Source organism: Arthrobacter sp. 754, from assembly GCF_040548695.1.
In the GTDB taxonomy this organism is placed as follows: Bacteria; Actinomycetota; Actinomycetes; order Actinomycetales; family Micrococcaceae; genus Arthrobacter.
In genome coordinates, this window is record NZ_JBEPSC010000001.1 from 359,059 (window position 1) to 371,629 (window position 12,571).

Annotated in this window: 12 protein-coding genes; 3 read left to right on the forward strand and 9 right to left on the reverse strand. The window is 64.1% G+C overall.

Annotated features, from left to right (window positions below; translation table 11 throughout):
* The first annotated feature begins 16 nt into the window (after positions 1–16).
* Entirely contained in the window at positions 17–1,267 is a 1,251-nt protein-coding gene (locus ABIA70_RS01740) for an AI-2E family transporter (RefSeq protein ID WP_502917167.1), read from the forward strand.
* Here ABIA70_RS01740 and ABIA70_RS01745 read toward each other — a convergent pair.
* Both ABIA70_RS01745 and ABIA70_RS01750 read right to left on the reverse strand, forming a co-directional pair.
* Positions 1,264–2,064, reverse strand: a complete 801-nt coding sequence (locus tag ABIA70_RS01745) for an alpha/beta hydrolase (RefSeq protein WP_354145893.1) — start codon at positions 2,062–2,064, stop codon at positions 1,264–1,266. The genes ABIA70_RS01740 and ABIA70_RS01745 overlap by 4 nt on opposite strands.
* A 48-nt stretch (positions 2,065–2,112) precedes the next feature.
* Positions 2,113–2,469, reverse strand: coding sequence for an Rv1322 family protein (locus tag ABIA70_RS01750; protein ID WP_354145894.1), 357 nt, complete (start codon positions 2,467–2,469; stop codon positions 2,113–2,115).
* Positions 2,470–2,506: 37 nt separating this feature from the next.
* Here ABIA70_RS01750 and nucS point away from each other — a divergent pair, with 37 nt between their 5' ends.
* Both nucS and ABIA70_RS01760 read left to right on the forward strand, forming a co-directional pair.
* Complete coding sequence (nucS, locus tag ABIA70_RS01755; protein WP_354145895.1) at positions 2,507–3,202, forward strand: endonuclease NucS; 696 nt, start codon at positions 2,507–2,509, stop codon at positions 3,200–3,202.
* A 276-nt stretch (positions 3,203–3,478) separates the two neighbouring features.
* The gene (locus tag ABIA70_RS01760; RefSeq protein WP_011692441.1) at positions 3,479–3,682 is read left to right on the forward strand and encodes a cold-shock protein; all 204 of its coding nucleotides are present in this window, start codon (positions 3,479–3,481) and stop codon (positions 3,680–3,682) included.
* A gap of 103 nt (positions 3,683–3,785) precedes the next feature.
* On the opposite strand, the gene ABIA70_RS01765 is transcribed toward ABIA70_RS01760, so the two are convergent.
* From ABIA70_RS01765 to atpA, 7 genes are all read right to left on the reverse strand, one after another.
* A complete protein-coding gene (locus ABIA70_RS01765; RefSeq protein ID WP_502917145.1) occupies positions 3,786–6,338 on the reverse strand; it encodes a bifunctional lysylphosphatidylglycerol flippase/synthetase MprF in 2,553 nt (850 codons plus the stop codon).
* Entirely contained in the window at positions 6,326–7,633 is a 1,308-nt protein-coding gene (locus ABIA70_RS01770; RefSeq protein WP_354145897.1) for an alpha/beta hydrolase, read from the reverse strand. Before ABIA70_RS01770 ends, ABIA70_RS01765 begins: the two co-directional genes overlap by 13 nt.
* 4 nt (positions 7,634–7,637) lie before the next feature.
* The gene (locus tag ABIA70_RS01775; RefSeq protein ID WP_354145898.1) at positions 7,638–8,069 is read right to left on the reverse strand and encodes a DUF2550 domain-containing protein; all 432 of its coding nucleotides are present in this window, start codon (positions 8,067–8,069) and stop codon (positions 7,638–7,640) included.
* Between the two features lie 10 nt (positions 8,070–8,079).
* Positions 8,080–8,364 (reverse strand): F0F1 ATP synthase subunit epsilon, encoded by a 285-nt coding sequence (locus ABIA70_RS01780; RefSeq protein ID WP_108598278.1) that lies wholly within the window; start codon positions 8,362–8,364, stop codon positions 8,080–8,082.
* A 1-nt stretch (position 8,365) separates the two neighbouring features.
* Positions 8,366–9,820, reverse strand: coding sequence for a F0F1 ATP synthase subunit beta (gene atpD / locus ABIA70_RS01785; protein ID WP_131682607.1), 1,455 nt, complete (start codon positions 9,818–9,820; stop codon positions 8,366–8,368).
* Between the two features lie 80 nt (positions 9,821–9,900).
* On the reverse strand, positions 9,901–10,794 hold the full coding sequence (locus ABIA70_RS01790) for a F0F1 ATP synthase subunit gamma (protein WP_354145899.1): 894 nt from the start codon (positions 10,792–10,794) through the stop codon (positions 9,901–9,903).
* Positions 10,795–10,871: 77 nt separating this feature from the next.
* A complete protein-coding gene (gene atpA / locus ABIA70_RS01795) occupies positions 10,872–12,509 on the reverse strand; it encodes a F0F1 ATP synthase subunit alpha (protein ID WP_354146569.1) in 1,638 nt (545 codons plus the stop codon).
* Between the last annotated feature and the right edge of the window lie 62 nt (positions 12,510–12,571).

Genomic DNA, 12,571 nt, shown 5'->3' on the forward strand with positions numbered 1-12,571 from the left:
CCTGCCGGAAAAACCCCTGCAGGCAAAGCCTGCCAGGAGAAAGCGGACCGCGGCCGCGGCCGCCGCCTTGGGCTTCATTGCCCGCCGCCTCCGCCAGCCGCTGCCGGGGGCCCAGCCCAGGCTTCGTTTTGAGATGCCGCCGGAATTGCCGCCTGAGTACCAGGCCGCTGAAGAGGACACCGCAGCGGACGGCGAGACGTCTCCCCAGTTCGGCAAGCCGGGCCCGCGCATCTCCCCTCAGCATCCGCTGTACATGGGTTTCATGGGCACCGTGGGAGTGGGCCTTGCACTGCTGGTCTACTGGATCGGTTCGAACACCACGCAACTGCTGCTGTGGATTGTGGCCGCGCTGTTTATCGCCCTTGGGCTGGAGCCGGTGGTCGGTTGGCTGGAGAACCGGAAGATTCCCCGCCCGGCCGGCATTCTGCTTTCCGTCGCAGTACTGGTGGGTGCGGTGGCGGGGTTTTTCGCCACCCTCATTCCCACGATTGTCGAACAGGTCACGGAAATTGTGGAGCAGGCACCCACCTGGGTGCGGGACTTCATCGATTCTGAATTTTTCCGCACCGTGGACAGCCAGTTCGGCATCCGCGACCGCGTCACTGAGGAACTCGATAAGTTCGTCAATGATCCGGCCGCCATGGGAGGGATCTTCGGCGGAGTGGTGGGCTTCGGCTCCACCCTCGCCAACGGACTCTTCGGCACCCTGATTGTCCTGGTCCTGAGCCTTTACTTCCTGGCGGCGCTTCCGGCCATGAAGAAGTGGGGCTACCGGCTGGCCCCCCGCTCCCGGCGGCCGCGGGTTGCCGCGCTGTCCGAGGAGATCACCCGTTCAGTGGGCAACTACGTGATCGGCCAGGCCTGCGTTGCCTTGCTCAATGCCCTGTTCGCCTTCATCGTAATGTCCATCGTCGGGGTCCCGTTCGCCCTGCTGCTTGCCTTCGTGGTGGCGCTGCTGGCGTTCATCCCCCTGGTCGGCGGGCTCATTGCGGGCGTGATCGTGGTGCTGATATCACTGACCGTGGGCTGGCAGACGGCCGCCATCTACGCGGTCTGCTACTTCGCCTACCTTCAGTTCGAGGCCTACTTCATCTCCCCGCGCATCATGCAGAAAGCCGTGGCCGTGCCCGGGGCGGTGGCCGTCATCTCCGTCATTGCCGGCGGCAGCCTGCTGGGCGTCCTGGGCGCCCTGATCGCCATCCCCACTGCCGCCGCCATCCTGCTGCTCCTGAAGGAGATCTACATCGTCCGCCAGGACAAGCATTAGGCGACGGCCGTGGACACCGGCCCGTTCCACTCCTGCGGCAGGCCTTCGGGGCCGGAACCGGCTTCGGTGACGTCATCGACGATCTCATTGAGCGCACGCGAGGCGTATTTCTCCCCCACCCAAAGGTGCTTGGCGCCGTCGACCGCTACCACCCGGGCATGGGGCACCAGGCTGAAGCGTTCTGCGGCAGCCGCGGGCTGAAGGTAGTCGTCGTGCTCGGGCACGAGCACTGTCAGCGGTTTGGCCGCCTCCGCCCACAGCCGGAGATGGGCGTCAGTGGCGCGGTGCAGCGGCGGCGACAACAGTACTGCGCCCTCGATCTGGCTGGCCACCGGCTCCACGGCGCCGTACATCAGCGCCAGCTCGGTGCCGAAGGACCAACCCACCAGCCAGCGGTTGGGGAGCTGACGTTCGACGGCGAACCGCACCGCCGCCTCGACGTCGAGCCGCTCGCCGATCCCCTCTTCGAACGTTCCGGCGCTGGTGCCGCGCGGCGATGACGTTCCGCGCGTGTTGAAGCGGAGCACGGCCACACCCGCCAGGGCGGGAAGCCGGTAAGAGGCCTTGCGGAAGACATGGGAGTCCATGAACCCGCCGTGGGTCGGCAGCGGGTGCAGGGTGATCAGCGTCGCAGTGACCGGGCCCGATTCCGGCAGCGCCAGCTCCCCCACCAGTTCGTGGCCGTCCTCCGTGTGGAGGTGGATGTTCTCCCGCCGGGCCGGCAGGACCGTGGAGGCACGGATGGGTGACGGGCCCGAGGGCTGGGTGAATTCGAACGACGCCGGATCAAAAGTCATGCCTGCCAGCTTAGCGACTCAGGGGCGGGGGCCGGCGAGCCGGGTGCCTCAGCGGTAGCGGTAGGACCGGGACAGCCAGCAGTTCGTGTGCCAGTGGCGGCGTTCGGCAAGACCGGCCGCCGCCCCGAACAGGTGGTCGTCCTTCCACACCACCAGATGGGCAATCCCGGGAACCACTGCAGTGGAGCAGCCGGGGCAGATGTAGGTCTTTTCCGCGTTTTTTGCGGTCATGGTCCGGACCATCCACTCGCCGTCGGGGGCGCTCTCCCGGCGGGCAATGCCTGCCCGGGCACGCTCCAGATCCAGCTCAGGGACTTCCCCGCTGCCCTTCTTTCCTGCGGCCCTGCCGGGAGGTCCTCCCGGTTTTCCGGAGGCCGGGCGGCGGGGGCGGTTGGAACGGGGCATGCCTCCATTCTGCCCCAGCCCCGGTAGTGTGTACGGCGTGCGACTTGTCATAGCCCAATGCTCCGTTGATTACGTTGGCCGGCTTAAAGCCCATCTCCCCCTTGCCACCAGGCTCCTGCTGGTTAAGGCCGACGGCTCGGTGCTGGTCCACTCCGACGGCGGTTCCTATAAGCCGCTGAACTGGATGAGCCCGCCGGCCACACTCCGTGTGTCGACACCGGACGACGTTGACCTTGAGCTTGGTGTCACTGAGCAGTGGACCGTGCAGTCGGCCAAGACCGATGACCGGCTCATCATCAACATCCATGAGCAGCTCCATGAGTCCTCCCACGACCTGGGCGTGGACCCGGGCCTGATCAAGGACGGCGTCGAGGCGGACCTGCAGCGCCTGCTCGCGGACCAGATCGAGACGCTTGGCGAGGGCTTCTCACTGATCCGTCGCGAGTACTTCACCGCGATCGGACCGGTGGACATCCTGGCCAGGGACGCCGCCGGCGCCACCGTAGCCATCGAGCTCAAGCGCCGGGGCGACATCGACGGCGTGGAGCAGCTGACACGCTATCTTGAACTCCTCAACCGGGATCCCCGGCTGGCGCCGGTGCGCGGAATCTTCGCGGCCCAGCAGATCAAGCCGCAGGCGAAGGTGCTGGCCAACGACCGCGGGATCGACTGCATCACGCTGGACTACGATGCCATGCGCGGCGTGGATGACAGCGAATCCCGGCTGTTCTGAAGCGCCGCACGCCCCTGACGAGGGGATTCATCCGCTTTTTACCTAAGATTTGCTGGATTCGCCGGTCAGAGCCGTTGACCTGACAGGAACGGCATGAAATTCTTAGGACAGTCTTTGTGTAGGTGTTTTTCATGCTCGCAAGACAAGTTGCGAGCGCGAAGCTCCTGCAGGGCCTGTTCCCAAGGAACGGGCAGTGAAGGATTCTTCTCGCGGAGTGACCAAGTCCGGCACGAGGTGTGCTGGCCTTAGATAAGTTCCATAATGAGGAGAAATAAAATGGCACAGGGAACCGTCAAGTGGTTCAACGCTGAAAAGGGCTTCGGCTTCATTACCCCGGATGACTCCGATGGCGATGTCTTCGTTCACTACTCCGAGATCCAGACCGGTGGATTCAAGACCCTCGATGAGAACCAGCGCGTTCAGTTCGAGATCGGTCAGGGCGCCAAGGGCCCCCAGGCAACCGGCGTAACGCTGGTCTGATCCCCGCTTCGACGGCCGCCAGGTGCGGCCTTCAGCTACAAGAAGATCCCCAACATCCGTGCCGGGGATCTTTTTGTTTATGACGGCAGGCCATGCCCCCGCCTCAGCTGACGAGGCTCCGGACGAGCCGCGCCCCTTGGCGCAGCGAGAGGCCCGGCAAATAGGCACGGGTGAGAGCGCGTCCAATTGCCGGCAACTGCAGCGGGTCCTGGTAATACAGGTACAGCGCCCGGTACTCGGGCTTGAAACGGGATTTGAACGCCGCCAGGGACCGGAACCCATAGACGGGTTCCAGGGCGTGGCCCACCACATCAAGGATGCGGACCAGGTTCTCGGCCGGATCCGTCGCGTCCTGCTCTTCCCCCTCCCCGGGATGCTGTGCAAGCGGCGACCCGGAGAGCGAAATAACTTCCACGGAGTCCCGCAACTTGAGCACCGCGGAGGCAATCAGGAACTCCATCACCCCCGGAAATCCTTCATCGGCCCGGCGCATCACGTCCAGGGTGCGGCTGACCACCTTCCCGCCGTCGTAAACGGGCAGCCAACTGGTGACCCCGTGCACGGAGCCGTGGCCGTCAACGGCCAGGCAGCACAGCACCTCGTCATCCATCAGTTCATCAATGCCGCCGAGCGTGAAACCCATTTCGGGAATGGTTTTTGCCGCTGCCCACTCCTCCGACACCTCGCTCAGCCGGGCGCGCAGTTCCACCGGAAGTCCGTGGTAGGTGCCCCAGACAGCTTTGACCCCTATTTTGGCTGCCCGGTTCAGCGCTGTCCGGACGTTCTGCCATTCCTTACCCTTGAATTCGAGCTCCTGGATGGCAAGCCGGGTTTCCTGGGCCACCGCGACCCGCTGGAAGCCGCGCCGCTGAAGCAGCGGCCACAGCGTGCTGTCGCAGGAGTAGAAGGCGGGCACGAGGGCCCCGCCGGCACAGTAGTCAAGGAATTCCTCGGCAGTCCGCAACCGGGTGTCTGCGGCACCGAAGGGACCCGCGAGCGTCAGGGCAACGTTGCCGTGCTGCTGGTAGGCAACCGCGCCGTGTCCGTCCGGGCTGAACCAGTAGCGGTTAGGCTCCCAGAGGGCCATCCACGACAACGAATCGCCGCCCTGATGGAGGAGCATCCGTGCCTTGGCCCTGTCATCGTGCCCGGAGTCGCTGCCATGATGCCGTCCCAGAAGCACGGACCAGACCCCGGCCAGGGCAACCAACCAGAACACCGGTCCGGAGTAACCGAAAATCAGGGACTCCAGGCTGTTGCGGTCGGCAAAGACCCGGCGGTACAGGTTCGGAAGCGGCACAGGAAGGTACTGCCTGGACAATTCGGCCAGCAGACCCAGCAGGCCGCCGTCGCGCGTCATTCCGCCGGCCCCGAACCAGGCGACGGTGTAGCTCCCGGCCAGGAAGAGCCAGACACCGCCCACCACGGCTATGAGTTTGCGGCGGGCGCTTGGGACCGTCTCCACCCGGAACTGCCTCCGGTTAATCCACAGCAGCACCGCGAGCAGGAGGGGCACAATGACCAGGGGCAGGATGTGGGCGAACCCGGAGCCCATGGCGGCGGTCTGCGGCCGTGACGGATAGTGCGGTATCAGCGCAAAGAGAGCCAGGTAGACGGCCGCCAGTGCGGTGACGGCAAGCTGGATTGCCAGTGTGATGCGCAGCGCCATTCTGCGGCCGCGGCGCATGCCGTCGGCACAGATCAGCAACAGGACAACCGGCACCACTGCCACGGCAAGTCCGAGCGGCCCGGTGAATCCCGCCCGGCCCACCTCCAGGCACGAGGCCTCCACAGTCGGGCCGCAGTTTGCTTCGAGCTGGCCCAGCGTGGGCACGGGATTCAGGACCACGTCCCGGAGCAGCGCCAGCGGACCGGTAGGTGTGCGGGCCACTGCCGTCAGGATGGGCCCCACGGCAAACACAGCCACCGTCAGTGCCAGGAGGTTCCTGGTCTCACGGCCTGTTGAACGCGGCGCATGCAGATGGCTGAGGTCACCCTGGTGCCACCAGCTGGCGGCGAGGCCAAGAACGGCTCCTATCAGTCCAATGACCGTCTCCGGATGCCCCACGTACAGGACCAGCAGGAGGGCAACGGAGAGCACGGCGGTCCACAGGCGGCGGCGCCAGAGGAGCGGGAGATGGCCACTGGCCGCCATGGAAACAGTCAGGACAGCGGCGTAGGGCCCGATCAGGCTGTAGTCCGCCATGAGCCCCAGCCAGCCGTCTCCCGCGTAACGGGCCAGCTGGGTCAGGAGCAGGAACACCGTGACGCCGGCGAACTGGCCGCAGAGGAATATCAGGCCAGTCCGGAGCGGTCCCAGCCTGCGCTCGGCCAGGCCCAACAGCAGCAGGATCATCAACGATGCAACAAGGTAGGCCAGCGGGTTGGTGGCAAAGAACAGGGACGTGAAAAGCGCCCACCAGGCGCCGCCCCTCAGTCCGGGGGCGCTGACGCCGGCGACGGGCAGAAGCTCCACAGGCGGACCGCTGAGGTAACTCCCGGTGAGGGCACCGACGGCCAGGAAAAGTCCGAGGATGCACAGCGTCAAAGGTACGGAGCGCACGTAATCCCAAAGCTTCCGGGCAGCCGGCAACCCCACAGTTGACCAAAGCAGCGCAGGCGCACGGACCTCGTTCAGGGTCCTCACTCCTCCCATCCCCACTGCCTGGCCAGGAGGTCGAGCCCGTTGGTCAGGCCCGGAGTCAGCATGTCCCAGGAATGGCCTACGTGCGGGACCTCGTCCTCCCCCACCGTGAACCCTGCCCCGCGGGCAGCCGCGCTCAGCGCACGGAGGTTGCCCACGAACTCCGGATCGGTGGCGCCTGCCGCGAAGTAGGCCACACTGCCGGGGTATTGCCGCTCGCCCATCAGGGTCAGCGGCAGCTGTGCGTCGAAGGCACCGGTATCGCCGTTGAACGCTGCATCAACGGTCTTCTGGCGTTCCTTGGCCAGTGCCGGCTCCCTCTCGCTGGCGAAGGCCAGGACACCGGCATAGAGTTCCGGATGCCGGGTGCCCATTTGTATGGCGCACGTGGCCCCAAAACTGAACCCGCCAACTGCCCACCGCTTGTGGTCGGAGTCGACGTCGAGATTGCCCAGAATCCATGCCGGCACATCCACTGCCATGTAGGTGTCAGCCTTGGCCATGGCGCTGTCCATGCAAAGGTAATTCGCCGACTGGCTCCCGTTGGGGTCCACCACCACCACCACAGGGGCCACTCCCCCGTGATCCGCCGCGAAACTGTCCATGCGCCGCTGCAGGGAACCCCCGGTCAGCCAGTCCGCCGGGCCGCCGGGCTGGCCGGGAACCAGCACCAGGACCGGAAGGCTGGGACGGTTCGAGGCAAAGTAGGCAGGGGGCAGGTAAATGTAGGAGTCGCGGGTCTGGAGGCCGGAGGCCGTTGCCGGAATGGAGGCGGTGCGCAGGACGCCGTCGGGGGGAAGGTCACCGGCGGGCTTCCAGCCGGACAGGGTCTGCGCGGTGCTGCCGGCCTGGCGCTTCAGCTCCTGCTCAAGGGGCGGGATCCGGGAAAGAGCCGTGCCCGTAAGGTCCGCCACTGTCCTGTTGAGGCCAAAGTAGGCGTTGATCTGCACGGCGGCAAGCAGTATCACCGCCAGGAGGGCAACACCGTCCAGCGTACGGCTGCGCCATGATCCCGGCGGGAGCCTCAGCAGCAAAAGAAACAGTGCCACGACGGCGGCAAACACCCAGGCAAGGACGTCCCACGGCAGTTCGTCAGGAAAAACGGAAGTCAGGTAGATCAGGATCCAGTGCACCACGAGGACCAGGCCGGCAGCTGCGGCCAGGGCGGCGGCAACGCTAACGAACCAGCGGCGGCGGGTCAGCGGCCGCGGTCGGAAGATCAGGTAGACGCCGGCAGCAACGCCGAGGACCCAGGCCGTCCAGTAGAGCGGCCCGTCCGTCAACCTGATATCGGCGATCCAGTCCACGTGCCTAGCGCCAGGTACCTACGCCGACGACCGGCCCGGCTTCCAGCCAGGAGGACAGTCCCGTATAGGCATCGAATTTCATGGCCAGCCGAAGGTCCTGGCCTTCATAGCGCAACTCGACGATCACGACGTCAGGCTGGACCTTCACAGCCTCAGCTTCGGTGGGCTTGCGGCGGCCGAGCAGCTCCAGCGAGCTGCGCTTGAATTTGTGTTTGGGACGGACGCTCAGGGAGAGCAGCCGGAACCACTCAAGATCGTTGTCCTGGTAACGACAAACCCCCATCTGCCAGCTGTTTCCAGCCAGGCAAATGGAGGCGTCGGCCGTGCCCAGGGCGCGCCGCAGGTTGAAGCGGCGCACCCCTGAAAGGCACAGTGTAAAAATCAGCAATCCGAAGGCGATTGCCAGTGCGATGAACGTAAGAGTCGGAGCGTCCATCAGGGTCGTGCTAGCGGATCCCAGCAGTAGCCGCGTCACCCAGTTGGGCGTTGTCAGCAACAATCACCACGCGGTTGTTGTCAACGGAGAAGAATCCGCCGTCAACAGCTACGGCAATGCGGTCCCCGGAAACCGGCTCAATGGCCAGTTCACCTTCGGCCAGGATCGCCAGCAGGGGCGAGTGGCCGGGCAGGATTCCGATTTCACCATCGCTGGTGCGGGCCTTGACCATCTTGGCCGCTCCGGACCACACGAAGTGGTCCGCTGCGACAATCTCAACCTCAAGCTCAGCCATATTACTTGGTCTGTTCCTGGATCTTGGCCCACTGGCGCTCAACGTCATCCAGGCCGCCGACGTTGAAGAACGCCTGCTCTGCAATGTGGTCGAGGTCGCCGTCGCAGATGGCAGTGAAGCCTTCGATGGTGTCCTTGATGGCCACCGTGGAGCCTTCGACGCCGGTGAACTGCTTGGCGGTGTAGGTGTTCTGGGAGAGGAACTGCTGGATACGGCGTGCACGCGACACGACGATCTTGTCCTCTTCCGAGAGCTCATCGACACCGAGGATGGCGATGATGTCCTGGAGTTCCTTGTTCTTCTGCAGGATCTGCTTCACACGGACAGCCGTGTTGTAGTGATCCTTGCCGATGTACTGGGGGTCCAGGATTCGGGAAGTCGACGTCAGCGGGTCAACGGCCGGGTACAGACCACGGGAAGCAATTTCACGGGACAGTTCCGTGGTTGCGTCGAGGTGTGCGAAGGTCGTGGCCGGGGCCGGGTCGGTGTAGTCATCTGCGGGAACGTAGATGGCTTGCATCGAGGTGATGGAGTGGCCCTTGGTGGACGTGATGCGCTCCTGGAGGAGTCCCATCTCGTCTGCCAGGTTGGGCTGGTAGCCCACAGCCGACGGCATGCGGCCGAGGAGGGTGGAAACCTCGGAACCTGCCTGCGTGAAGCGGAAGATGTTGTCGATGAAGAGCAACACGTCCTGGTTCTGGACATCGCGGAAGTATTCCGCCATGGTCAGGGCGGAAAGGGCCACGCGAAGACGCGTTCCCGGCGGCTCATCCATCTGGCCGAATACAAGGGCAGTGTCCTTGAGGACGCCAGCCTCTTCCATTTCAACCCAGAGGTCGTTGCCCTCACGGGTACGCTCGCCGACACCGGCGAAGACGGAAGTACCACCGAAGTTGCGGGCAACACGGGTGATCATTTCCTGGATCAGGACGGTCTTGCCAACGCCGGCGCCGCCGAAGAGGCCGATCTTTCCACCCTTGATGTACGGGGTGAGCAGGTCGATGACCTTGATGCCGGTTTCCAGCATCTCGGTGGAACCTTCAAGGGTCGCGAAGGCAGGTGCCTTGCGGTGGATCGGCCAGTAGTCCGAAGCCTGGATCTCGGACTCGTCAACGTCGAGGGGCTTGCCCAGCACGTTGAAGATGTGACCCTTGACGCCGTCGCCAACGGGCACGGTGATGGGCGAGCCGGTGTCCACAACGCTGGTACCGCGGACGAGTCCGTCGGTGGCCTGCAGGGAGATGGCACGAATGAGGTTGTCACCCAGGTGCAGGGCGACCTCGAACGTTACGGTCTTGGTTTCACCGTTGAGAGTAATCTCCGTGGTGAGGGCGTTGTAAATCGAGGGGATTGCGTCAGCCGGGAATTCGACGTCGACAACCGGGCCAATAACACGGGCAATACGGCCGGTAGCACCGGACGTTGCTGCTACGTGTTCGGTAGCGGTGGCAGTCATCTCTCTCACTTCACTCAGTAGATGGCGTGGGGGTTAAGTTTATTTCTTGGTGCAGGTACAGCTGGGCCGGACCGTGCTGGCTAGGACGCACTCAAGGCGTCGGCACCGGCAACGATTTCGGAAAGTTCCTGCGTAATTTCAGCCTGACGGGCAGTGTTGCGCAGACGCGTGTACTTCTTGATGAGGTCCGTCGCGTTGTCGCCGGCGGACTTCATCGCCCGCTGGCGGGCTGCGAGCTCGGAAGCTGCTGCCTGCAACATGGCGGCGAAAATACGTGACTCGATGTAGCGCGGAAGCAGAGCATCAAGAACCTGCTCCGTTTCCGGCTCGAATTCGTAGAGCGGCAGGAGGTCCGATTCGGACGCAGCCTTCTCTTCGACAACCTCGAGGGGAAGCAGACGGATGACAGTCGGTTCCTGCGTCACCATGGACTTGAAGCGGGTATAGACAACATGGATCTCGTCAACGCCACCCTCTTCGTATGCGGTGGCGAAGTCCTCCAGCAGTGCAGCACCAACCTCGCGTGCAACTTCGAACACCGGGGCGTCCGTGTTGCCGGTCCATCCGCGCTCGAAAGCACGGTTCCGGAAATCGAAGTACGCCTGCGCCTTGCGGCCCATCACGTAGGTCTTGACTTCCTTGCCCTCCTCGTGGAGCAGCTCAATCAGGCCTTCAGCCTGCTTGAGTACCGTCGCGGAGTAGGACCCTGCAAGGCCGCGGTCAGCGGTGATGATCAGGACGGCGGCGCGGCGGATCTGTGCCGGCTCGGTGACCAGCGGGTGGTCGATCTCGCTCTGGCTTGCCACAGCAGAAACGGCACGCGTGATCGCGTTTGCGTAAGGCAGTGAAGCCGCTACGCGTGCGCGGGCCTTGCCGATGCGCGAGGTAGCGATCAGTTCCATCGCCTTGAAGATCTTGCGCATCGACGTGGTCGAGCTGATCTTCTGGCGGTAGACCCGAATCTGGGCTCCCATACTTTTCCTTTCCTAAGATCCCGATGGCCGGGACTGCCGGAAACCCGAAGGGCCTCCGGCAGTCCCTGCCAGCGAAACTAGCGCTTCTGCTTGACGATTTTTTCCTGGTCGACCTGAGCCTCGTCGATGGCTTCGTGCTCCTCGTGGCCAGCACCTACCAGGAGGTTGTCGCCCTCGCCGAAGAAGCCCTTCTTGAAGGCCACGATCGCGGTCTTCAGTGCTTCAGCGGTGTCATCGTCCATCACGTTGGTCTGCGCCAGCGTGGTCAGGATCGAGGACTTGTGCTTGAGGTGCTCCAGGAACTCGGTCTCGAAGCGGTTGATGTCCTCAACCGGGACCTCATCAAGGTGGCCGTTGGTACCGGCCCAGATGGACACGACCTGGTTCTCAACCGGGAACGGTGAGTACTGGCCCTGCTTGAGCAGTTCCATGAGGCGGGCCCCACGGGTCAGCTGCTGGCGCGATGCGGCGTCGAGGTCCGACGCGAACATTGCGAAAGCCTGCATGTCACGGTACTGAGCCAGTTCCAGCTTCAACGTGCCGGAAACCTTCTTCATGGACTTCACCTGTGCAGCGCCACCGACGCGGGAGACGGAGACACCGACGTCCACGGCGGGACGCTGGTTGGCGTTGAAGAGGTCCGACTGCAGGAAGATCTGGCCATCGGTAATGGAGATCACGTTGGTCGGGATGTACGCCGAGACGTCGTTTGCCTTGGTTTCGATGAGCGGCAGGCCGGTCATCGAACCCGCTCCGAGTTCGTCGGAGAGCTTGGCACAACGCTCCAGCAGACGGGAGTGCAGGTAGAAGACGTCGCCCGGGTAGGCTTCGCGTCCCGGCGGGCGGCGCAGCAGCAGCGACACAGCACGGTAGGCCTCGGCCTGCTTGGAGAGGTCGTCGAACACGATCAGGACATGCTTGCCGCCGTACATCCAGTGCTGGCCGATAGCCGAGCCGGCGTACGGTGCCAGGTACTTGAAGCCTGCGGGGTCAGACGCGGGGGAAGCCACAATGGTGGTGTATTCCAGCGCGCCGTTGTCCTCGAGGGTCTGGCGGACAGCAGCGATCGTGGACGCCTTCTGGCCGATCGCGACGTAGATGCAGCGCACCTGCTTGCTGACATCCCCTGAAGCCCAGTTGGCCTTCTGGTTGATGATGGTGTCGATAGCGATAGCCGACTTGCCGGTCTGGCGGTCACCGATGATCAGCTGGCGCTGTCCCCGGCCGATCGGGATCATGGCGTCGATAGCCTTCAGACCGGTCTGCATCGGCTCGTGAACCGACTTGCGTGCGGTCACGCCGGGCGCCTGGAGTTCCAGGGCACGGGTGGTTTCGGCCTTGATCTCGCCAAGGTCATCGATGGGCTGGCCCAGCGGGTCAACCACTCGGCCGAGGAAGGCGTCGCCTACCGGCACGGACAGGACCTGTCCGGTGCGGTGGACTTCCTGGCCTTCTTCGATTCCCGTGAAGTCACCGAGGATGATGACACCGATTTCGCGCACGTCGAGGTTCTGGGCCAGGCCCAGGGTGCCGTCTTCGAAGCGAAGCAGCTCGTTCGCCATGACCGAGGGAAGGCCCTCAACACGGGCGATGCCGTCACCTGCGGTCGTTACACGGCCGACCTCTACGCGCTCAGCGTTTCCGGGTTCGTAGGACGCCGCGAACTCGTTCAACGCAATACGGACGTCGTCGGCGTTGATGGTCAATTCGGCCATCTGCAGTCCCTGCTCTCCTGTTTTCGTGATCATCGTTGCTCACGATGACCGGGGTTTCGTTT